We start from the raw sequence: 20444 nt of genomic DNA on the forward strand, positions 1-20444 counted from the left end.
GCGCAGCGCCATCAGGCATTTTTGCGGAGACCCTTGCCGGATGGCGGCTTTGCCTTATCCGGCCTACAGGTCATATTTATCGCGCAACCCAACCGAGGGTTCGCTCCGCCAGCGCATCGCGCGCAGGGGTAAATAATTCCATCGCCATCAGCCCGACATTTCGTCCAACAACCAGCGGGGCCCAGCGATTGGCAAACAGATACACCAAATTATTAGTCACGCCAATCGTCGTTTCGCGATCGCGTTCGCGGCGATGCTGATAGCGTGCCAGCACCGCATAATCACCGACATCTTCCCCGCTGTTCTGCGCCTGGGTCAACGTTTCAGTCAGGCTCATCACATCACGCAGACCAAGGTTGAAACCTTGTCCGGCAATGGGGTGCAGCGTCTGGGCTGCGTTCCCTACCAGCACGGTTCGATGGGTAATCGCTTTTTGCGCCGAGGTTAACGAAAGCGGATAGGCGTTGCGTTTACCCGCCTTGATAATACGCCCCAGCCGCCAGCCAAACGCGGTTTGCAGTTCACGGCAAAACCGTTCGTCGGACCAGGCCAGAATCTCATCGCGCCGTTCCAGCGGATGACACCACACCAGCGAGCAGCGACCATCAGACATGGGCAGCATTGCCAGCGGGCCATATTGCGTGAAACGTTCAAACGCTCGACCGTCGTGCGGCACAGAGGTTGTGACGTTGGCAATTACCGCCAGTTGCTCATAGGGCTGTTGCTGCCAGTCAACGCCGCAGGCGGTAGCCAGTGCGGAGCGCGTACCGTCGGCGGCCACCAGCAGGCGGCCATCAATCATTTCGCCATTTTCCAGCGTAACTTCCACGCGCTCCTGCGTGCGTGACACGCTGGCTACGCGGTCGGGGCAGTGCAGTGTGACGCCCGGCGCTTTACGCAGCAGCGCAAACAGACGTAGCCCGACATCGTGCAGCTCTACAACTTGCCCCAGCGCCGGAATACGGTATTCCTGCGCATCCAGCGTTACAAATCCGGCATGGCCGCGATCGCTGACGTGAACGGTTTTGATCGCCGTTGCGCAATCGGCAATCGCCTGCCATATGCCAATTCGCGCCAGCTGTTGGCAGGTCCCTGCCGCCAGCGCGATCGCCCGGGCATCAAACCCCGGATGGCGATCAGAGTCAGGCGCACTTGCTTCTATCAGATGAACTGGCAGCGTCCCATGACTAAGCTGGGAAATGGCCAGCGCCAGCGTCGCGCCGACCATGCCACCACCGACGATAATCACGCTCATTGCAGTCGCGCCGCAGCCATCAGGGCTTCAATGTCATCCGCTTTCTTCACCACGCTGGCGGTCAGGTTTTCATTGCCGTCTTCCGTGATGAGGATGTCATCTTCAATACGAATGCCGATACCACGATAGGCAGCCGGTACGTCGGCGTCCGGCGCGATATACAGTCCCGGTTCAACGGTAAGCACCATTCCCGGCTCGAGAATACGTGAGCGGTCCTGACCATAAACGCCGACGTCGTGTACATCCAGACCCAGCCAGTGACTAAGCCCGTGCATGAAGAAAGGTCGGTGTGCATTTTCGGTAATCAGTTGATCGACCTCGCCGTGCAGAATGCCAAGCCTCACCAGGCCGGTAATCATGATACGCACCACTTCGCTGGTGACTTCCTGGATGGATGTCCCGGGACGATACAGGCGCAGGCTGGTCTCTAAGGATTCCAGTACGATGTCGTAGATTTCACGCTGTGCAGGGGTAAATTTGCCATTTACCGGAAAGGTACGCGTAATGTCGCCCGCATAGCCTTTGTATTCACACCCGGCGTCAATCAGCACCAGATCGCCATCGCGCATTTCACTTTCATTTTCGGTGTAATGCAGGATACAGCCGTTTTCGCCGCTGCCGACAATCGTGTTATAGGACGGATAACGCGCACCATGGCGGGTAAATTCGTGGTGAATCTCCCCTTCCAGGTGATATTCAAACATTCCCGGACGGCATTTTTCCATCGCTCGGGTATGCGCCAGCGCGGTGATCTCTCCGGCACGGCGCATGACCGCAATTTCTTCCGCTGATTTGAACAGGCGCATTTCATGCACCATTGGACGCCAGTCGATAATCGCGGCAGGCGCTCGCAGATTTTGTCTGGAACCTTTACGCAGTTTATCCAGTGCCGTGCACACAATCTCGTCAGCCCAGGCATATTCGCCTTGTGCGTGATACACCGCGTCCAGGCCATTGAGCAACAGGTGCAGCTGTTGGTTAATTTCGCTGAAGGCCAGCGCCCGGTCAACGCCGAGTTTTGCCGGTGCGGCATCCTGACCAAGACGACGGCCAAACCAGATCTCCGCCGTCAGATCGCGAACCCGATTAAACAAAACGCTGTGGTTATGAGTGTCATCGCTTTTAATCAGCACCAGCACGGCTTCAGGTTCGTTAAAACCGGTGAAGTACCAGAAATCACTGCTTTGGCGGTACGGGTATTCACTGTCCGCGCTGCGCGTCGCTTCAGGGGCGGCAAAAATCAGCGCGGCGCTGCCGGGCTGCATTTGTGCCAGTAAAGCCTGGCGACGACGCTGGAATTCTTGCTGAGATATCTCGCTCATCACACTCTCCTTTGCGTTTCGTTCTTAGTGCAGAGTCGGTTTACGGACTTCCGGCGCAGTCGGCTGCTGACGCGTAAACGTGTCATGACACAGCAAGGCGGCTACGCGCACGTATTCGATGATCTCTTCGAGCGACATTTCCAGCTCTTCCTGATCTTCGTCTTCGTCATACCCTAACTGCGCGATATTGCGCAGGTCGTCAATCGCTTCCCCGGTTTCGCCGGTTACTTTGTCGAGCTTCGGCTGCGTGACGCCAAGACCCAGCAAAAAGTGGTTTACCCATCCCGCCAGCGCATCGGCGCGATCGAACACGCTGACGTCATCCCCTTCTGGCAGATAAAGCTGAAAAAGGAAACCATCATCTTCCAGCGCATCGCTGGTGGCAGAGTGCATTTTCAGCAGCGCCTGAGCCAGCTCGTGACCGAAGGCCAGACCTTCGTTCGTCAGGTCGTGCAGCAGCGGCTGCCATGAGCTGTCGTTGTTGCCGCCACAAATCATTCCGCTGATTAAGCCGTGCATTTCGGCCGGGGTTAATCCAGCCCCTTGTTGGTTCAAAAACTGGCTAACGTCGTTGTAGCCAGGCATTTCGTTCTGTATAGACATAAGCATTCGTCATCAAAGGGAGGAATATTCATGGTATGCTACCACTTTGGACCCTGGTGAACCAGAAAAGGGCTTGTATCTTGATACCAGGGTAGCTATAGTGTCGCCCCTTCGCGGACCCAAGGTCTGGAGACGAAGGCAGCGCAGTCAATCAGCAGGAAGGTGGCATGTCTGCACAACCCGTCGATATCCAAATATTTGGCCGTTCACTGCGAGTGAATTGCCCGCCTGAACAAAGGGATGCGTTGAATCAGGCTGCGGACGATCTCAATCAGCGATTGCAAGATCTGAAAGTTCGCACTAGAGTCACAAATACTGAGCAGTTGGTTTTCATCGCCGCATTGAACATCAGCTATGAATTAACTCAGGAAAAAGCGAAGACGCGTGAGTACGCGGCGAGCATGGAACAACGTATTCGGATGCTGCAACAGACCATCGAACAGGCGTTGCTTGATCAGGGTCGCATAACCGAAAAAACGGGCCAAAACTTTGAATAACACTTTTCGGTTTACTGTGGTAGAGTGACCGTGAAGACAAAATTTCTCTGAGATGTTTGCAAGCGGGCCAGTCCCCTGAGCCGATATTTCATACCACAAGAATGTGGCGCTCCATGGTTGGTGAGCATGCTCGGCCCGTCCGAGAAGCCTTAAAACTGTGACGACGCATTCACCTTGAACCAAGGGTTCAAGGGTTACAGCCTGCGGCGGCATCTCGGAGATTCCCTTCTACCTGGCAACAGCCATGACATTACTTTCTGAACTCCCTTTATCCCGGCAAGAAATTCGTCAACTGATTCGTCAGCGTCGGCGTGCGCTTACCTCCGAACAGCAGCAACAGTACGGTCAGCAAGCCGCGACCCGAATGCTCAGTTATCCCCCTGTTGTACTCGCGCATACTGTGGCGGTGTTTCTCTCGTTCGATGGCGAACTCGATACCCAGCCGCTGATCGAACAGCTGTGGCGAGCGGGCAAGCGTGTCTACCTTCCAGTGCTTCATCCCTTCAGCCCCGGTAATTTACTGTTCCTGCACTATCATCCGCACAGCGACCTGGTGACCAATCGCTTAAAGATCCAGGAACCACGACTTGATGTACGTGACGTATTGCCGCTGTCAAAGCTGGATGTACTGATTACACCGTTAGTGGCGTTTGATGAATACGGGCAACGCCTGGGCATGGGCGGCGGATTTTACGACCGTACGCTACAAAACTGGCAGCAACATAAGATCCAACCCGTGGGCTACGCGCATGACTGCCAGTTAGTCGAGAAGTTGCCGGTTGAAGAGTGGGATATTCCGCTGCCTGCGGTGGTGACGCCGTCAAAAATTTGGCAATGGTAGCCGTTTTTTAGCGATTGACAGCGTCGTTTTTTTGACCTAAATTCCTCGGTGAAGGGTGAGGGAGGCGAACCTCCCTCCTGCGTACTCTCTGTTAATATGCTGGCGAAGCGATGATTAACAGGATCAGCAGCATGATGACGTATCTCATCATCGTCCCTTTCCTTTTTAAAGCCCCTGCTCCGGTAGGGGCTTTCCCGTTTCAGCACTATGCTGAGCCCCTATCGTAAATTCCTTTTACTGCTGTACAACACGCAACGCTGCCTTTAGTTGCCAATTGCGGCAAGGCTCGAGAACAGAATGTATGCGTTACACAAAGAGATAGTAAGGCAGGAAAATCAGAGGAAAGATGGGCAGGTCAACCGCCTGCCCATGTAGAGGAAATCAGTACAGCAGACGAGCACGAATGGTACCCGGAAGGGCTTTCATCGCCAGCAACGCTTTCTCCGCCACATCTTCATCCGCTTCAATATCAATAACCACGTAACCTACCTGTGCGGAAGTCTGCAGATACTGTGCGGCAATGTTGACGCCCTGCTCGGCAAAAATCTGGTTCAGCGCGGTCAGTACGCCGGGACGGTTTTCGTGAATGTGCATCAGACGACGACCGCCGTGTAGCGGCAGCGACACTTCCGGGAAGTTAACTGCAGACAGCGTAGAGCCGTTGTCGGAATACTTGGTCAGTTTCCCAGCTACTTCCAGACCGATGTTTTCCTGCGCTTCCAGCGTTGAACCACCAATGTGCGGCGTCAGGATCACGTTGTCGAAATCACACAGCGGCGAAGTGAAAGGATCGCTGTTGGTTGCCGGCTCGGTTGGGAATACGTCGATTGCCGCCCCAGCCAGATGCTTGGTCGCTAACGCGTCGCACAGCGCAGGAATATCAACAACCGTACCACGTGCGGCGTTAATCAGCAGCGCACCTGGTTTCATCAACGCAATCTCACGCGCGCCCATCAGATTTTTGGTGGAGGCATTTTCCGGTACGTGCAAACTGACCACGTCGCTCATATTGAGCAGGTCGGAAAGATGCTGCACCTGTGTGGCGTTGCCGAGCGGGAGTTTATTTTCAATATCATAGAAATAGACATGCATCCCCAGCGATTCCGCCAGAATGCCTAGCTGAGTACCAATGTGGCCGTAGCCGATGATCCCCAGTTTTTTGCCACGCGCTTCAAAGGAGCCGGTAGCCAGTTTGTTCCACACGCCGCGGTGTGCTTTGGCATTCGCTTCGGGTACACCGCGTAGCAGGAGAAGCAGTTCGCCAATCACCAGTTCCGCAACGGAACGCGTGTTAGAGAATGGCGCGTTAAACACGGGGATCCCGCGCTTTGCCGCAGCGGTCAGATCAACCTGGTTGGTGCCGATACAGAAGCAGCCAATCGCGACCAGTTTCTCTGCGGCGTCAATCACATCTTCAGTCAGATGGGTACGGGATCGCAGGCCAATGAAGTGGGCATCACGGATGGACTCTTTCAGTTGTTCAGTGTCCAGAGCGCCTTTGTGAAACTCGATGTTGGTATAACCTGCTGCACGAAGGCTTTCGAGTGCTTTTTGATGCACGCCTTCAACCAGCAGAAATTTAATCTTATCTTTCTCCAGTGATACCTTTGCCATTTCCCCGACCCTGTCTTTTTTTGTTCAAACTGATGTGTTGTGTGTGGGATTTTCATCCGCCTCTTCAACATATCAAAAAATAATATTGCGGCAATATGAACGTTTGCGTCGCCGTGCTGAAGAAATGTCATTCAGAGAGAAATGTCAGAGGAAAATACTGGCGATAACTTTTTCTTTGGAGAGATCGGCAGGACAATATTATAAACGTGACACAAGTCACCAAATTTGCCCTGCCAAAATTTTTTTAACGGGAGAAGACACTCCCATCAGATCATTTTACGATAGTTTTCACGCCGTCTGGGGTACCGATCAGCGCGACATCCGCACCACGGTTGGCGAACAGACCTACGGTTACTACGCCCGGAATCGCATTGATGGCGTTTTCCAGCGCCACGGCGTCAAGGATCTCCAGACCGTGCACATCGAGGATCACGTTACCGTTGTCCGTCACCACGCCCTGACGGTATTCAGGACGGCCGCCCAACTTCACCAGTTGACGCGCGACTGCGCTGCGCGCCATTGGGATCACTTCCACCGGCAGCGGGAAGTTACCAAGAATATCGACTTCTTTGGACGCGTCCGCGATGCAGATAAATTTCTTCGCCACCGAAGCAATGATTTTTTCACGGGTCAGCGCTGCGCCGCCGCCTTTGATCATCTGCATATGGCCGTTGATTTCATCCGCGCCGTCAACGTATACGCCAAGGCTGTCCACCTCGTTAAGATCGAACACGTGGATACCGAGGCTTTTGAGTTTTTCGGTTGAAGCGTCCGAACTGGATACCGCACCTTCAATCTGACCTTTCATTGTACCCAGCGCATCAATAAAGTGTGCGGCTGTTGAACCGGTACCTACGCCCACAATGGTGCCGGGCTGTACATACTGAAGTGCCGCCCATCCTACTGCTTTTTTCAGTTCATCCTGCGTCATGATCGTTTCGCCTGTGGTGTGAATATGGTGGGAAAATTCACGCGCATTATAGAACATTGTGCAGAAAAATGTTCCCACACCCGCTCGCAAGCGGCGGATTTCGTCTTTACCCAACCTAAATTTGTGTCATAGTGCAGAACAAGCAAAAATTTCAGGAGTGCGTCAAAGCAATGAAACGTCCGGACTACAGAACACTACAAGCACTGGATGCGGTTATTCGTGAACGAGGATTTGAGCGCGCGGCGCAAAAGCTGTGCATCACGCAATCCGCGGTTTCACAGCGCATAAAACAGCTTGAGAATATGTTCGGACAACCGCTGCTGGTGCGTACCGTCCCCCCGCGCCCTACCGAACAAGGACAAAAGCTTCTGGCACTTCTGCGCCAGGTTGAACTGCTGGAAGACGAGTGGCTGGGTGATGAACAAACCGGCTCGACGCCGCTGCTGCTTTCTCTGGCGGTGAACGCCGACAGCCTGGCAACCTGGTTACTTCCGGCGCTGGCCCCGGTACTGGCTAATTCGCCGATTCGCCTGAATCTGCAGGTTGAAGATGAAACCCGCACCCAGGAACGTCTGCGTCGTGGTGAAGTGGTCGGTGCGGTGAGTATCCAACATCAGGCGCTGCCAAGCTGTCTGGTGGATAAACTCGGCGCGCTGGACTACCTGTTTGTTGGCTCCAAACCTTTCGCCGAACGTTATTTCCCTAACGGCGTCACCCGCTCCGCCCTGCTGAAAGCCCCGGCGGTAGCGTTTGACCATCTTGATGATATGCACCAGGCGTTCCTGCAACAAAACTTCGACCTGCCGCCGGGCAGCGTGCCGTGTCACATCGTTAACTCGTCTGAAGCTTTCGTCCAGTTGGCGCGTCAAGGCACCACCTGCTGCATGATCCCGCACTTACAGATTGAGAAAGAGCTGGAAAGCGGCGAGCTGATCGACTTAACGCCAGGTCTGTTCCAGCGTCGGATGCTGTACTGGCACCGTTTTGCACCGGAAAGCCGCATGATGCGCAACGTTACCGACGCGCTGCTGGAATACGGGCACAAGGTGTTGCGCCAGGATTAAACCGTTTATTGCTCCAGAGTGCCGGATGGCGGCGTAACGCCTTATCCGGCCGACAAGCCTTTACCCTCTATTCATGCTATTCCCGCCACGTCTTTGAAATACATCACAAAATAAAACACGCCACGCGGCAAAAAACGACGTCCTGTTGGCTATTTTTTGCTGGCGACAAGCCAAATGAAAAAGCACACCGTATCCGCAAAGATTCAACTTATTGCGTAATACGGAGCAAAAAATGGCAAACGTGCAGGAGTGGCAAACACTCGCCAACAAAGAACTCAGTCGACGGGAAAAAACCGTTGAGTCGCTGGAAAGACAGACGGCGGAAGGGATTGCCATCAAACCGCTGTACACCGAAGCGGACCTCGATAATCTGGAAGTCACGGGCACCCTCCCCGGTCTGCCGCCTTACGTGCGTGGCCCGCGCGCCACCATGTATACCGCGCAGCCGTGGACCATTCGCCAGTACGCCGGTTTCTCTACCGCCAAAGAGTCCAACGCCTTTTACCGCCGCAATCTCGCCGCCGGGCAAAAAGGGCTTTCCGTCGCCTTTGACCTTGCCACCCATCGCGGTTATGACTCAGACAACCCGCGCGTGGCAGGTGACGTCGGCAAAGCGGGTGTGGCGATCGATACTGTCGAAGATATGAAGGTGCTGTTCGACCAGATCCCGCTGGATAAGATGTCGGTATCAATGACCATGAACGGCGCGGTGCTGCCGGTACTGGCGTTTTATATCGTCGCTGCAGAAGAACAAGGCGTAACGCCGGAGCAACTCACCGGGACCATTCAGAACGATATTCTGAAAGAGTACCTGTGCCGCAACACCTACATTTACCCGCCAAAACCTTCAATGCGTATCATCGCCGACATCATCGCCTGGTGTTCCGCCAATATGCCGCGCTTTAACACCATCAGCATCAGCGGTTATCACATGGGGGAAGCCGGGGCGAACTGCGTCCAGCAGGTGGCGTTTACGCTGGCTGACGGCATTGAGTACATCAAAGCCGCGCTGTCTGCCGGGCTGAAAATTGATGACTTCGCGCCGCGCCTGTCATTCTTCTTCGGCATCGGCATGGATCTGTTTATGAACGTCGCCATGCTGCGCGCGGCTCGCTATTTGTGGAGTGAAGCAGTCAGCGGTTTTGGCGCAAACAACCCGAAATCTCTCGCTCTGCGTACCCATTGCCAGACCTCCGGCTGGAGTCTGACCGAGCAGGATCCTTACAACAACGTGATCCGCACGACCATTGAAGCGCTCGGCGCTACGCTTGGCGGCACTCAGTCCCTGCATACCAACGCCTTTGATGAAGCACTCGGGCTGCCCACCGATTTCTCCGCCCGCATCGCGCGTAATACACAGATCATCATTCAGGAAGAGTCAGAGATCTGCCGCACCGTCGATCCGCTGGCCGGATCGTATTACGTCGAGTCGCTCACCGATCAAATTGTGAAGCAGGCGCGCACGATCATCAAACAAATTGATGAGGCAGGCGGCATGGCGAAAGCGATCGAAGCCGGGCTCCCTAAACGGATGATCGAAGAAGCTTCCGCGCGCGAGCAGTCGCTGATCGACCAGGGTAAACGGGTTATCGTCGGCGTGAACAAATACAAGCTGGATAAAGAAGACGAAACGTCGGTACTGGAAATCGACAACGTGAAGGTACGCAACGAGCAAATTGCCTCGTTGCAGCATATCCGCGCCACCCGCGACAATGATGCCGTTAACGCCGCGTTATCCGTGCTGACCCACGCCGCACAGCATAATGAAAACCTGTTGGCCGCCGCCGTTAACGCCGCCCGCGTTCGCGCCACGCTTGGTGAGATCTCCGACGCGCTGGAAAGCGCTTTTGACCGCTATCTGGTTCCCAGCCAGTGCGTCACCGGCGTGATTGCGCAAAGCTATCACCAGTCCGACAAATCCGCCGATGAGTTCGACGCCATCGTTGCGCAAACCGAACAGTTCCTCGCGGAAAATGGTCGCCGTCCGCGCATTCTGATCGCCAAGATGGGTCAGGATGGCCACGATCGCGGCGCGAAAGTGATCGCCAGCGCCTACTCCGATCTCGGCTTCGATGTTGACCTCAGTCCGATGTTCTCCACACCAGAAGAGATCGCCCGTCTGGCGGTAGAAAACGATGTACATGTGGTTGGCGCATCATCGCTGGCGGCAGGTCATAAAACGCTGATCCCGGAACTGGTTACCGAGCTCAAAAAATGGGGGCGTGAAGATATCTGCGTGGTAGCAGGAGGCGTTATTCCGCCACAGGATTACGCCTTCCTGCACGAGCATGGCGTGGCCGCCATTTATGGCCCCGGCACGCCAATGCTCGACAGCGTTCGCGACGTATTAACCCGTATCAGCCAGCATCATGATTAACGCCGCCACGCTTGAGGATACCGTTCGTCGCTTGCGACTTGGCGAACGGGCTACGCTCGCCCAGGCAATGACGCTGGTAGAAAGCAACCACCCGCGCCACCAGCCGCTCAGTACGCAATTGCTGGACGCGATTATGCCGTTCACCGGTAACGCCCTGCGTTTGGGGATAACCGGTACGCCGGGCGCAGGGAAAAGCACCTTTCTGGAAGCCTTCGGCATGCTGTTAATCCGTCACGGATTACGGGTGGCGGTGATCGCCGTCGATCCCAGCAGCCCGGTCAGCGGCGGCAGCATTCTTGGCGATAAAACCCGCATGACGGAGCTGTCTCGCGCAGAATCTGCGTTTATTCGCCCGGTTCCCTCCAGCGGTCATTTAGGTGGTGCCAGCCAGCGCGCCCGCGAATTAATGCTGCTGTGCGAAGCGGCTGGTTTCGACGTGGTGATTGTGGAAACCGTCGGCGTTGGGCAGTCAGAAACCGAAGTCGCAGGCATGGTGGATTGCTTTATCTCACTGCAAATCGCTGGCGGTGGCGACGATTTGCAAGGCATCAAGAAAGGTCTGATGGAAATGGCGGATCTGGTCGTCATCAACAAGGACGACGGCGAGAACCATGCCAACGTGGCCATCGCCCGCCATATGTACGAATCCGCCCTGCATATTCTGCGCCGCAAATATGACGAGTGGCAGCCGCAGGTTCTGACCTGTAGCGCGCTGGAAAAACGCGGTATTGAGGAGATCTGGCAGGCGATAACCGACTTTAAAACGTGCCTTACCGCCAGCGGTCGACTGGAAAAAGTCCGCCAGCAGCAGGCGGTGGACTGGTTACACCAGCAGGCTGAAGAAGAAGCCCTGCATCTGCTGTTTGCGCGGACTGATTTTGACCGCTATTTCCAGCAGACGCTGCAGGCTGTCAAAAACAATGATCTGTCGCCGCGCACCGGTCTGCGGCACATCAGCGAATTTATCCAGCATCATTACTTTCAATAAAGAGAACATTATGTCTTATCAATACGTCAACGTGGTCATCATCCAGAAAGTCGCGGTTATTGAATTCAATTACGCCCGCAAGCTCAATGCCCTGAGTAAAGTGTTTATTGACGATCTGATGCAGGCGCTGAGCGATCTCAATCGTGCGGACATTCGCTGCATCATTCTGCGCGCACCGAGCGGAGCCAAAGTTTTCTCCGCCGGGCATGATATTCATGAACTCCCGACCGGACGTCGCGATCCGCTCTCCTATGACGATCCGCTGCGTCAGATAACCCGCATGATCCAAAAATATCCGAAACCGGTGATCTCCATGGTCGAAGGCAGCGTCTGGGGCGGCGCGTTTGAGATGATCATGAGTTCCGATCTGATCATCGCCGCTGAAACATCCACCTTCTCGATGACCCCGGTCAACCTCGGCGTGCCGTATAACCTGGTCGGCATCCACAACCTGACCCGCGACGCCGGTTTTCACATCGTGAAAGAGCTGATCTTTACCGCCTCGCCGATTACCGCTCAGCGCGCCATGGCGGTCGGGATCCTCAACCATGTGGTTCCTGTAGACGAACTGGAAGATTTCACCCTGCAAATGGCGCACCACATCTCGGAAAAAGCGCCGCTGGCGATCGCCGTCATTAAAGAAGAGCTGCGCGTGCTGGGTGAAGCGCACACCATGAATTCCGATGAGTTCGAGCGCATTCAGGGCATGCGCCGCGCGGTGTACGACAGCGAGGATTATCAGGAAGGGATGAACGCGTTTATGGAAAAACGTAAACCTAATTTTGTCGGCCATTAATCACGTCTGAGGAAGGAGACGGCCATGAAACGGATGAGCGCCGAACAGGCGGCAGAAATTATCCAGCACGATGATATGGTGGCGTTTAGCGGCTTTACCCCCGCGGGCTCGCCAAAAGCGTTACCCACCGCAATTGCCCAACGCGCCTGCGAACAGCATCAGAACGGACAGCCTTTTCAGATCCGCCTGCTGACCGGAGCATCAATTGGCGCCGCCGCTGATGATGTACTATCCGCGGCGGATGCCGTTTCCTGGCGTGCGCCTTATCAAACGTCATCGGGCCTGCGCGAGAAAATTAACCAGGGCCAGGTGAGGTTTGTCGATCTCCATTTGAGCGAAGTGGCGCAAATGGTTAATTACGGCTTTTTTGGCGAGATCGACGTTGCCGTCATTGAAGCTTCAGCCATCGCGCCGGATGGCCGGATTTGGCTGTCCAGCGGTATCGGTAATGCCCCCACCTGGCTGCTGCGGGCGAAAAAAGTCATTATCGAGCTGAATCATTACCATAATCCGCGCGTGGCAGAGTTTGCCGACATCGTGATACCCGGTGCGCCGCCGCGGCGTAACAGCGTACCCATTTTTCATACCATGGATCGCGTAGGCAGTCAGTGCGTACAGATAGACCCCAAAAAGGTGGTTGCGGTGGTGGATACCGAACTGCCCGATGCAGGAAATGCATCGGATAAAACCAATCCAGTCAGCCAACAAATTGCCGATAACGTGGTCTCTTTCCTGCTGGCAGAAATGGCGCACAAACGCATTCCTGCTGAGTTTCTGCCCTTACAAAGCGGCGTGGGTAATATCAACAACGCGGTAATGGCTCGACTGGGCGAGAACCCGGATATCCCGCCCTTTATGATGTATTCGGAGGTGTTGCAGGAGTCGGTAGTGCATCTACTGGAAACGGGCAAGATAACCGGTGCCAGTGCTTCCAGTCTGACCATTTCAGCCCCGTCGCTACAGAAGATTTACGCCAACATGGACTTCTTCGCCAGCCGGATTGTGTTGCGCCCGCAGGAGATTTCCAATAACCCGGAAATCATTCGTCGGCTGGGCGTCATTGCGCTCAACGTTGGTCTGGAGTTTGATATCTACGGTCATGCCAATTCCACGCACGTTGCGGGGGTGAACCTGATGAATGGCATCGGCGGCAGCGGGGATTTCGAGCGCAACGCCTACCTGTCTATCTTTATGGCGCCGTCGATTGCCAAAGGCGGGAAAATATCCACCATCGTACCGATGTGCAGCCATGTCGACCACAGCGAACATAGCGTTAAAGTGATCGTGACCGAACAAGGGATTGCCGATCTGCGTGGGCTATCTCCGATGCAGCGGGCGTACACGATTATCAATAACTGTGCGCATCCGCTTTACAGAGATTATTTGCACCGCTATCTGGAAAAAGCGCCCGGCGGGCATATCCATCACGATCTCAGCCATGCGTTCGATCTGCATCGCAACCTTCTCGAAACAGGCTCGATGCTTGGTTAACTTGCACTACCGTCACGATCTTCAGCAATATGCTGGAGCATGGTGGCGGTATAGCGATGATTTTTCAGCGAATAGAGAAACTCCTGCATATACATGGGACTGCCGGGCGCGTCGAAATATTTCAGCGTCGACGGGTTCACCAGCCGCCATGCGAAGTGCGGGATCACCGTCAAAAACTGCCCGCGCTCCACCGCGCTAATCTTGGCCATAAAGCTGTACGGACGATAGATTATCGTCGGGTTGATCCCGCAGGGTCGCATGTAGGCATCCAGCATCGCCTCAAAGTTGGCGCGATTCTGGAAGCGCATTTGCAGCCAGGGCAGCTCGCGCAGCAGATCCTGCGGCTGTTTTTCTTCATAGCGCCGGGAAACGAGAAACCCCAGACGCAGCGGAGACAGTTCGCTGATCGCCAGATTTTCCAGCTCCTGCACGCGGGGGGAAACGTGCTGTGGCGAGATAATAAAATCCAGTTTGCGGTCGAACAGGTTATCAATCACCCCATTCTCGCTAAATTCAACGGCCTGAGCCGTCACGCCGTCATACTTGTCACCAAGGCTGATCAACTGGTCAAAAATAATCGTCGGGTAGGTATTGTCGATGCCGATGACGATTTCCCGCGAGCGGCGAGAGGCGTTATGGATTTCGTTATCAATGGCAGAGAGGCGCTGATAAACGGGAAACAGCTTCTGATACAGTTCCTGTCCGGCTTTATTCAAGCTGATGTTGTTATCTTTGCGGGTAAACAGCGTATAGCCGATTTGATCTTCCAGTGCGGCAATGCTTTTACCGAAGGGCGATGCGGTCATATGTATTTTTTCTGCCGCTCTGGCGATGTTATTGGTTTGCGCCAGCAGAATGAAATTACGCATCTTTTTTGAGATAAAAATATCCATAGCGTCCCCTTAAAAATCGCTATGGCCTATCCTCATTACGGCGAAAAAAAAGACCGGATGTGAAGTCTCATTTTTACAGTTGCTCACAGAAAAAACCCGGCTGGAAAGCCGGGTCTGAAAAGATTACTGAGTTTTGGCAGGCGTTGCCGCTGGCTGCCCCGCCGTCGGCTCAATCTGGAAGACGACATCAACCTGATCGTCAAACTGAATAACCGGCTGTTCGTAGGTTTCCTGAGCAGAAGCAGCAGGTGCGGCATCTGCTTTCATCATCCGTACCATCGGGCTCGGCTGATAATTGGAAACGTGGTAGCGCACGCTGTACACCGGGCCAAGTTTGCTATTGAAGCCCGCAGCCAGCTGTTCAGCCTGATGAATGGCATCATCAATTGCCGCTTTTCGCGCTTTATCTTTGTAAGCATCCGGTTGGGCAACGCCCAGTGATACCGAACGGATCTCATTCAGACCCGCCTTCAGCGCGCCATCGAGCAGCGTGTTGAGTTTGTCCAGCTGACGCAGCGTGACTTCAACGGTGCGCACCGCACGATACCCTTTGAGGATACTTTTACCGTTCTGGTAGTCGTAGTCCGGCTGGGTACGCAGGTTTGCAGCGTTAATATCCTTCTTCGCTATCTGGTTTTGTTCAAGGAAGGACAGATATTGCGCCACGCGCTCATCGGCCTGCTTCTTAGCTGAGGCCGCATCCTTGGCAGCAACGTTCACTTCAATTGCCAGCGTGGCGATGTCTGGTGTCGCATCCACGCTTGCTGTTCCGGAAGTCACGATGTGCGGTCCATTTGGCAACTCATTTGCCTGTACCGATAGTGCGCTGAATCCGACTAATGCCGCCAGGGCCATTATTTTGAACTTCACGGTCGTTCCTCCATGTTTCATTAATTACCCCGAAACTCAGGGCACATGCAGGCAAGCTTAGCCGATCTCGCTGCGTTGTCCATCAGACAACACTTAGTTGAACAACGCATGAACGTGCGCAACACCTTCTTTTGCCAGTTGAAAAGCGATAAACCACATCACTAATCCTACCAGGGTATTGATGATGCGCTGTGCTTTAGCCGTGCGCAGACGCGGAGCCAGCCAGGCCGCCAGCAATGCCAGACCGAAAAACCACAGGAACGAAGCGCTGACGGTTCCCAGCGCAAACCAGCGCTTAGGCTCAACGTCCAGTTGGCCCCCCAGACTCCCCAGCACCACAAAGGTATCCAGATAAACATGTGGGTTTAGCCAGGTTACCGCCAGCATGGTGGCGATGATTTTCCAACGTCCCTGCTTCATTACCTCGGCGCTGGCCAGTTCCAGATTACTGCTCATCGCCGTTTTTAACGCGCCAAAACCGTACCAGAGCAGAAACGCCACTCCGCCCCAGGTGACCAGCGCCATCAACCACGGCGACTGCATCAGCAAAGCGCTACCGCCAAAGATACCGGCGCAGATCAGCACTAAATCGCTGATAGCACAGAGTAAAGCAATCATGATGTGATACTGGCGGCGAATGCCCTGGTTCATCACGAAGGCATTTTGTGGACCAAGCGGAAGTATCATGGCCGCACCAAGTGCAAGCCCTTGAAAATAATACGATAACACGTTAATCATCCCGAACTGTTTCTCTTAGGAGCAGACTATAGCGCGGGAAAATCATTAGCGGAAATTGATAATTTTAATCGCAGATTAGGGAAATTAATGGAAAGATAGTTTTATCGGCCCGGAAAGCGAAAGCACCTCCGGGCGCGTAATTACTCTGCCGTACTCTCTTTCACACGCTTGAAGTTCACATCCATCTGCGGATACGGGAAGCTGATGCCGTTGGCATCGAACTCACGCTTAATGCGTTCCAGTACATCCCAGTAGACACTTTGCAGATCGCTGCTGTTGCTCCAGACGCGTACGACGAAATTAATTGAGGAAGCCCCCAGCTCATTCAGGCGCACCGTCATTTCACGGTCTTTAAGAATGCGATCTTCCGACTGAATGATATCAGTGAGGATTTTTTTCACCTGATCGATATCGGAGTCGTAAGCCACGCCGATAATAAATTCGTTACGACGAACCGGCTCGCGAGAGAAGTTAATGATGTTCCCGGCAATAATTTTACCGTTTGGGATCACAACAATCTTACCGTCAACGGTGCGCATAGTGGTGGAGAAAATCTGCACATTGAGCACGGTTCCGGCCACGCCGCCGAGATCGACATACTCACCCGCACGGAACGGACGGAACATTACCAGCAGGACACCTGCGGCGAGGTTAGACAGCGAGCCTTGCAACGCCAGACCGACGGCTAAACCTGCGGCACCGAGAACGGCGATCACGGAGGCAGTTTGCACCCCAACGCGGCCCAGCGCGGCAATCAGCGTGAACGCGATAATACCGTAACGCACCAGTGCAGAGAGGAAGTCGGCAACGGTGGCATCAATTTTACGCGCCAGCATCAGGCGGTTAACGGTATTTGATACGATGCGCGCCACGATCATACCGATAATGACAATCGCGATGGCCGCAACGATGTTGACGGCATAGCTCAACAGCAGTTCCTGGTTACGCACCAGCCAGGTGCCCGCACCGTTTATGCTGTCGACAACATTCAAATCTTCCATTTAGTATTCCTTGGTCATGTCAAAAAAATTCATGAGATCATTCTCACAAAAATACTGTACTAAAGGTAAACAAAAAAGACCGAACATGCCATTTTTCAACATGATCCAATAAAAGCATTCGTAAATTCAATGATCGGTTGGTTGATCAATCATCCGCAAGAACCCGCTGACCAGTGGATCTTTCTGCTTAAAGATTTCGGCAATTTCACTGACCACCTTTCCGCTACCTGCATTCTTCCAGGCGATAGAGAGCGGTGACGGTTGGCGTGGATTGATTACCTCACGGGCAACCAATGCTCCGGACTCAACATAAGGACGACACATCCGCTCCGGCAAGAAACCGACCCCGAGGCCGCTTAAATGACAGGCCAGCTTGGTACTGAGATCCGGAACTTTGATCTCCTTTTGACCACTGAGCAGCCAGGCAACGCGGCGCGTAAGCGTGCGCGAGGTATCTTCAATATTAATCGCCGGGTAACGACGCAGCATATCGTCTGACAGTACAGGCGCGGGGTGGCGAGCCAGAGGATGATTCTGCGCCACCACAAACTGCCAACTGATGTCACCGAGTGACAACAGAGAAATATTATTGGACAACGACTCCGATCCGGTGACGCCAATGGCTAACTGGAAATCGTCATACAACAGTGAATCCCACACGCCCATATAGACCTGTCGGGAAATCTGAAAGCGGGTAAAGGGAAATTGTTGATGCAGCCAGGTCAGTAAATCCGCCGTGGTCTGTGGCTGGTACAGCAGATTATTGATAACGATATTCACCTGCCGTTCAACGCCCGCATTGATTTGCTGAAGCTCATCCGGCATCGCATCCAGCCAGTTGAGCCACTGCCGGCAATGCTCAAGCAGATGCTGTCCGGCCAATGTCAGACTGACAGTGCGCGTAGTGCGCATGAAGAGTTGAGTCCCCACCTGCTCTTCCAGCGTTTTGATACGATAGCTAATCGCCGCTGGCGTTTTATGAAGCGAACTGGCTGCGCGGGAAAAACTCTCCGTCTCCGCAACCCGAATAAACGTGCGTATTGTTTCCTGATCGAGCATGCATTCTCCTTGGATCGTTCCTCTGTAACCACTGTTGAGCTATTGCTATCCCTAGCAATATATCTGCTCCCGAGGTATGACCAACAGCAAGCAGATGCGCAATTGCAAAATGAGACTCGCGCCCCGGTTGTAAAGCGCGTATGACCTTCTGCACTGATGTAGAAAACTCCCCCACTCTGGCGCTGTTCAAATAGCTGCAACTGACTGATGTAGTGAGTTTTGCCAGCTGTTTCGCCGGAGGTAAAAAATACTGAAGTTGCGCAGAAAACCCTGCGGCATACAGTACGGCCAACATGCCAGTCAGCATGTCATCACCGCTAGGCGTCAGCCCAGGTCCACATCCGATCAGCCAGCTCCAGTCGGGGGTCATGCCGCAATACCAACAATCAAGCTGCTTAATAATCTCAGAATAGTGCGACATCGTGTGAACCGGTTGATTTAGCGCTCCGCAGAGGCCACTGTGTTGCGTACAAAAAGAAAGATCGACTGGGGCAATGGCGATGGAGCTTATTGGCAATTGCAGTATGCGACGCGGGCAAATTGTGATGTTTTTCCCTCGCAGGATATTTCCTTGTTTGCTTAGCCATTCAATCTGAGCCACGTGGGGAAACTGCACGGTACTCAGCAATACGGCTGTCGGCCCCATTCCTTTTCCGTGGCGAAGCAACGTCAATAACTCACCGTCTGGACGGCAAAAGTTAATCGCCTGCGTAAAACAGCTATGCCGTCTCCATTCGCCATCGGGAAGCCGATAAAACCCGGCGCAGGCTAGAGCATTAATTGTCTTCATCAGTAATACTCAGGGGCGGCCTTGCCGCCCCTTCAATATCAGGCGGTGATGTGATGTAGTTCGGCCAGAGCTTCAAGTGCTTTTTCAAAACAGAGTAGCGGTGCACGTACGGTTCCCGCCCCGACCTGACCAATCCCCGCATCTTTATGCGCGATACCGGTATTAATCAGCGGCGTAATCCCCGTCTCTACGACACGACGGACATCCAGCCCCAGACATGCCCCCTTGAAATCCCATGAGGGGATCTGAAACAGCGGGTTGTTGGCAAGATAGATCTCCGCCATCTCTTCTGAGGTTTCCAGCGCCGCGCCCATACCACCCGCGCCGACGAAGCGCGTTACGCCGGGTGCCGCAATCATTGCTGCACCACCAATCCCCAACGTTTCTGTGATGGCGCTGTCGCCAATGTCCGGATTCGCGTCAGCCTGGCTATAGCCGGTAAAAAACAAACCCTGCGGCGTATTTACCGGCGCGGTAAACCAGCGATCGCCAGTTCCGCTCACGCGAATGCCGAAATCACGACCGTTACGCGTCATCGCAGTGACCACTGAGCCTGCCTTAATTTCCGCCGCGGCATCCATCACTGCCTTACTATAGGCCATAGCCAAATTGAGGAAGAATTGGTCTGTTACGCTCAGGAACTGCAGTACCTCAGTGATTTCCGTCTTCGGACGATCCAGACCCGCGATCACCGGAGAGAGTGTACGCAGTAACAGAGAAGAGGCAGCAATATTACGCTGGTGGAACTCATCGCCCATGGTGATGGCCTGCGCCATCATTGCCGTCAGATCGACGCCATTTTCCATCAGCGAGAGCGCTTCCTGTAGTACTGGCGCCAGCGTGTCGCGCATCCAGCGCAAGCGCTTTTGCACGTCATCACCGTAGGCGCCAAAACGCATCACTTTGCCAATACCTTCATTGAGGTTGCAGCAGGACTGGTTACCATGCACCACGTCACGCACCACCAGCACCGGCATATTAGCGGAGGTGATTCCCCCCATCGGACCTACCGCACCAACGTGATGGCAAGGGATAAAATCAACCTCACCCTGCTCCAGCATCCACACGGCATCTTCTTCCGTCACCGCCCAGCCTTCAAACAATGATGCGCCAATGCAGGCTCCGCGCATTGGGCCGGTCATCTCTTCCCAGGCGATCGGCGGACCAGCGTGCAATAATTTGCGTCCAGAAGACAATTCGGCCACCGCTTCTTTTGCAGGGCGCACAGCAACCCAGTGGGGACGCGCGGCTTTAATTCGTTCGATAATGGCTTCGTTGGCCTGTGCAATAGATGAATACATATCCGTACCTCTG

General features: G+C 54.2%; 19 protein-coding genes and 1 other RNA gene. 8 read left to right on the top strand and 12 right to left on the bottom strand.

Annotated elements, in window-relative coordinates; all coding sequences use genetic code 11:
- Positions 1 to 76: 76 nt before the first annotated feature.
- From ubiH to AL515_RS20045, 3 genes are read right to left on the bottom strand one after another with little or no spacing between them, the layout of a single operon-like run.
- The gene (ubiH, locus tag AL515_RS20035) at positions 77 to 1255 is read right to left on the bottom strand and encodes a 2-octaprenyl-6-methoxyphenyl hydroxylase (RefSeq protein WP_061068524.1); all 1179 of its coding nucleotides are present in this window, start codon (positions 1253 to 1255) and stop codon (positions 77 to 79) included.
- A complete protein-coding gene (gene pepP / locus AL515_RS20040; RefSeq protein ID WP_061068525.1) occupies positions 1252 to 2577 on the bottom strand; it encodes a Xaa-Pro aminopeptidase in 1326 nt (441 codons plus the stop codon). Before pepP ends, ubiH begins: the two co-directional genes overlap by 4 nt.
- A gap of 24 nt (positions 2578 to 2601) precedes the next feature.
- Positions 2602 to 3180 (bottom strand): YecA/YgfB family protein, encoded by a 579-nt coding sequence (locus AL515_RS20045; RefSeq protein ID WP_086523442.1) that lies wholly within the window; start codon positions 3178 to 3180, stop codon positions 2602 to 2604.
- A gap of 167 nt (positions 3181 to 3347) precedes the next feature.
- Here AL515_RS20045 and zapA point away from each other — a divergent pair, with 167 nt between their 5' ends.
- From zapA to AL515_RS20065, 3 genes are all read left to right on the top strand, one after another.
- A complete protein-coding gene (zapA, locus tag AL515_RS20055; RefSeq protein ID WP_003026980.1) occupies positions 3348 to 3677 on the top strand; it encodes a cell division protein ZapA in 330 nt (109 codons plus the stop codon).
- A 41-nt stretch (positions 3678 to 3718) separates the two neighbouring features.
- A non-coding RNA gene (gene ssrS, locus AL515_RS20060) (6S RNA) lies at positions 3719 to 3902 on the top strand.
- A gap of 19 nt (positions 3903 to 3921) precedes the next feature.
- A complete protein-coding gene (locus tag AL515_RS20065) occupies positions 3922 to 4518 on the top strand; it encodes a 5-formyltetrahydrofolate cyclo-ligase (protein ID WP_061068526.1) in 597 nt (198 codons plus the stop codon).
- 381 nt (positions 4519 to 4899) lie between these two features.
- Here the strand turns inward: AL515_RS20065 and serA are convergent, their stop codons facing one another.
- Positions 4900 to 6132, bottom strand: a complete 1233-nt coding sequence (serA, locus tag AL515_RS20070) for a phosphoglycerate dehydrogenase (RefSeq protein WP_003026984.1) — start codon at positions 6130 to 6132, stop codon at positions 4900 to 4902.
- A gap of 271 nt (positions 6133 to 6403) precedes the next feature.
- The gene (gene rpiA, locus AL515_RS20075) at positions 6404 to 7063 is read right to left on the bottom strand and encodes a ribose-5-phosphate isomerase RpiA (protein WP_086523812.1); all 660 of its coding nucleotides are present in this window, start codon (positions 7061 to 7063) and stop codon (positions 6404 to 6406) included.
- Between the two features lie 170 nt (positions 7064 to 7233).
- Between rpiA and argP the strand changes: the two genes are divergently transcribed.
- The 5 genes from argP (at position 7234) to AL515_RS20100 (ending at position 13779) form a co-directional block, all read left to right on the top strand.
- Complete coding sequence (gene argP / locus AL515_RS20080; RefSeq protein WP_003026988.1) at positions 7234 to 8127, top strand: DNA-binding transcriptional regulator ArgP; 894 nt, start codon at positions 7234 to 7236, stop codon at positions 8125 to 8127.
- A gap of 232 nt (positions 8128 to 8359) precedes the next feature.
- A complete protein-coding gene (gene scpA, locus AL515_RS20085; RefSeq protein ID WP_061068527.1) occupies positions 8360 to 10504 on the top strand; it encodes a methylmalonyl-CoA mutase in 2145 nt (714 codons plus the stop codon).
- Positions 10497 to 11492 carry a methylmalonyl Co-A mutase-associated GTPase MeaB gene (gene meaB / locus AL515_RS20090; RefSeq protein ID WP_061068528.1) on the top strand — a complete coding sequence of 332 codons (996 nt, stop codon included), beginning with the start codon at positions 10497 to 10499 and terminating at the stop codon, positions 11490 to 11492. The genes scpA and meaB overlap by 8 nt, the downstream gene beginning before the upstream one ends.
- 10 nt (positions 11493 to 11502) lie before the next feature.
- A complete protein-coding gene (scpB, locus tag AL515_RS20095) occupies positions 11503 to 12288 on the top strand; it encodes a methylmalonyl-CoA decarboxylase (protein WP_003026994.1) in 786 nt (261 codons plus the stop codon).
- A gap of 24 nt (positions 12289 to 12312) precedes the next feature.
- The gene (locus tag AL515_RS20100) at positions 12313 to 13779 is read left to right on the top strand and encodes an acetyl-CoA hydrolase/transferase family protein (RefSeq protein WP_061068529.1); all 1467 of its coding nucleotides are present in this window, start codon (positions 12313 to 12315) and stop codon (positions 13777 to 13779) included.
- On the opposite strand, the gene srsR is transcribed toward AL515_RS20100, so the two are convergent.
- From srsR to AL515_RS20135, 7 genes are all read right to left on the bottom strand, one after another.
- Entirely contained in the window at positions 13776 to 14672 is an 897-nt protein-coding gene (srsR, locus tag AL515_RS20105) for a LysR family transcriptional regulator SrsR (protein WP_061068530.1), read from the bottom strand. The genes AL515_RS20100 and srsR overlap by 4 nt on opposite strands.
- A 123-nt stretch (positions 14673 to 14795) precedes the next feature.
- Positions 14796 to 15542: an oxidative stress defense protein gene (locus AL515_RS20110; RefSeq protein WP_061068531.1), complete on the bottom strand. Its 747-nt coding sequence runs from the start codon at positions 15540 to 15542 to the stop codon at positions 14796 to 14798.
- Positions 15543 to 15635: 93 nt separating this feature from the next.
- Positions 15636 to 16271 (bottom strand): arginine exporter ArgO, encoded by a 636-nt coding sequence (gene argO, locus AL515_RS20115; protein ID WP_003027005.1) that lies wholly within the window; start codon positions 16269 to 16271, stop codon positions 15636 to 15638.
- Between the two features lie 149 nt (positions 16272 to 16420).
- Positions 16421 to 17281 (bottom strand): small-conductance mechanosensitive channel MscS, encoded by an 861-nt coding sequence (locus AL515_RS20120; protein ID WP_040232115.1) that lies wholly within the window; start codon positions 17279 to 17281, stop codon positions 16421 to 16423.
- 126 nt (positions 17282 to 17407) lie between these two features.
- On the bottom strand, positions 17408 to 18340 hold the full coding sequence (gene allS / locus AL515_RS20125; RefSeq protein WP_061068532.1) for an HTH-type transcriptional activator AllS: 933 nt from the start codon (positions 18338 to 18340) through the stop codon (positions 17408 to 17410).
- Positions 18258 to 19130, bottom strand: coding sequence for a DUF2877 domain-containing protein (locus tag AL515_RS20130; protein WP_071887382.1), 873 nt, complete (start codon positions 19128 to 19130; stop codon positions 18258 to 18260). Before AL515_RS20130 ends, allS begins: the two co-directional genes overlap by 83 nt.
- A gap of 38 nt (positions 19131 to 19168) precedes the next feature.
- Positions 19169 to 20431, bottom strand: coding sequence for a DUF1116 domain-containing protein (locus AL515_RS20135; RefSeq protein ID WP_061068533.1), 1263 nt, complete (start codon positions 20429 to 20431; stop codon positions 19169 to 19171).
- Positions 20432 to 20444 lie beyond the last annotated feature (13 nt).

Origin of the sequence: Citrobacter sp. FDAARGOS_156 (assembly GCF_001559235.2) — a bacterium.
In the GTDB taxonomy this organism is placed as follows: domain Bacteria; phylum Pseudomonadota; class Gammaproteobacteria; order Enterobacterales; family Enterobacteriaceae; genus Citrobacter; species Citrobacter youngae.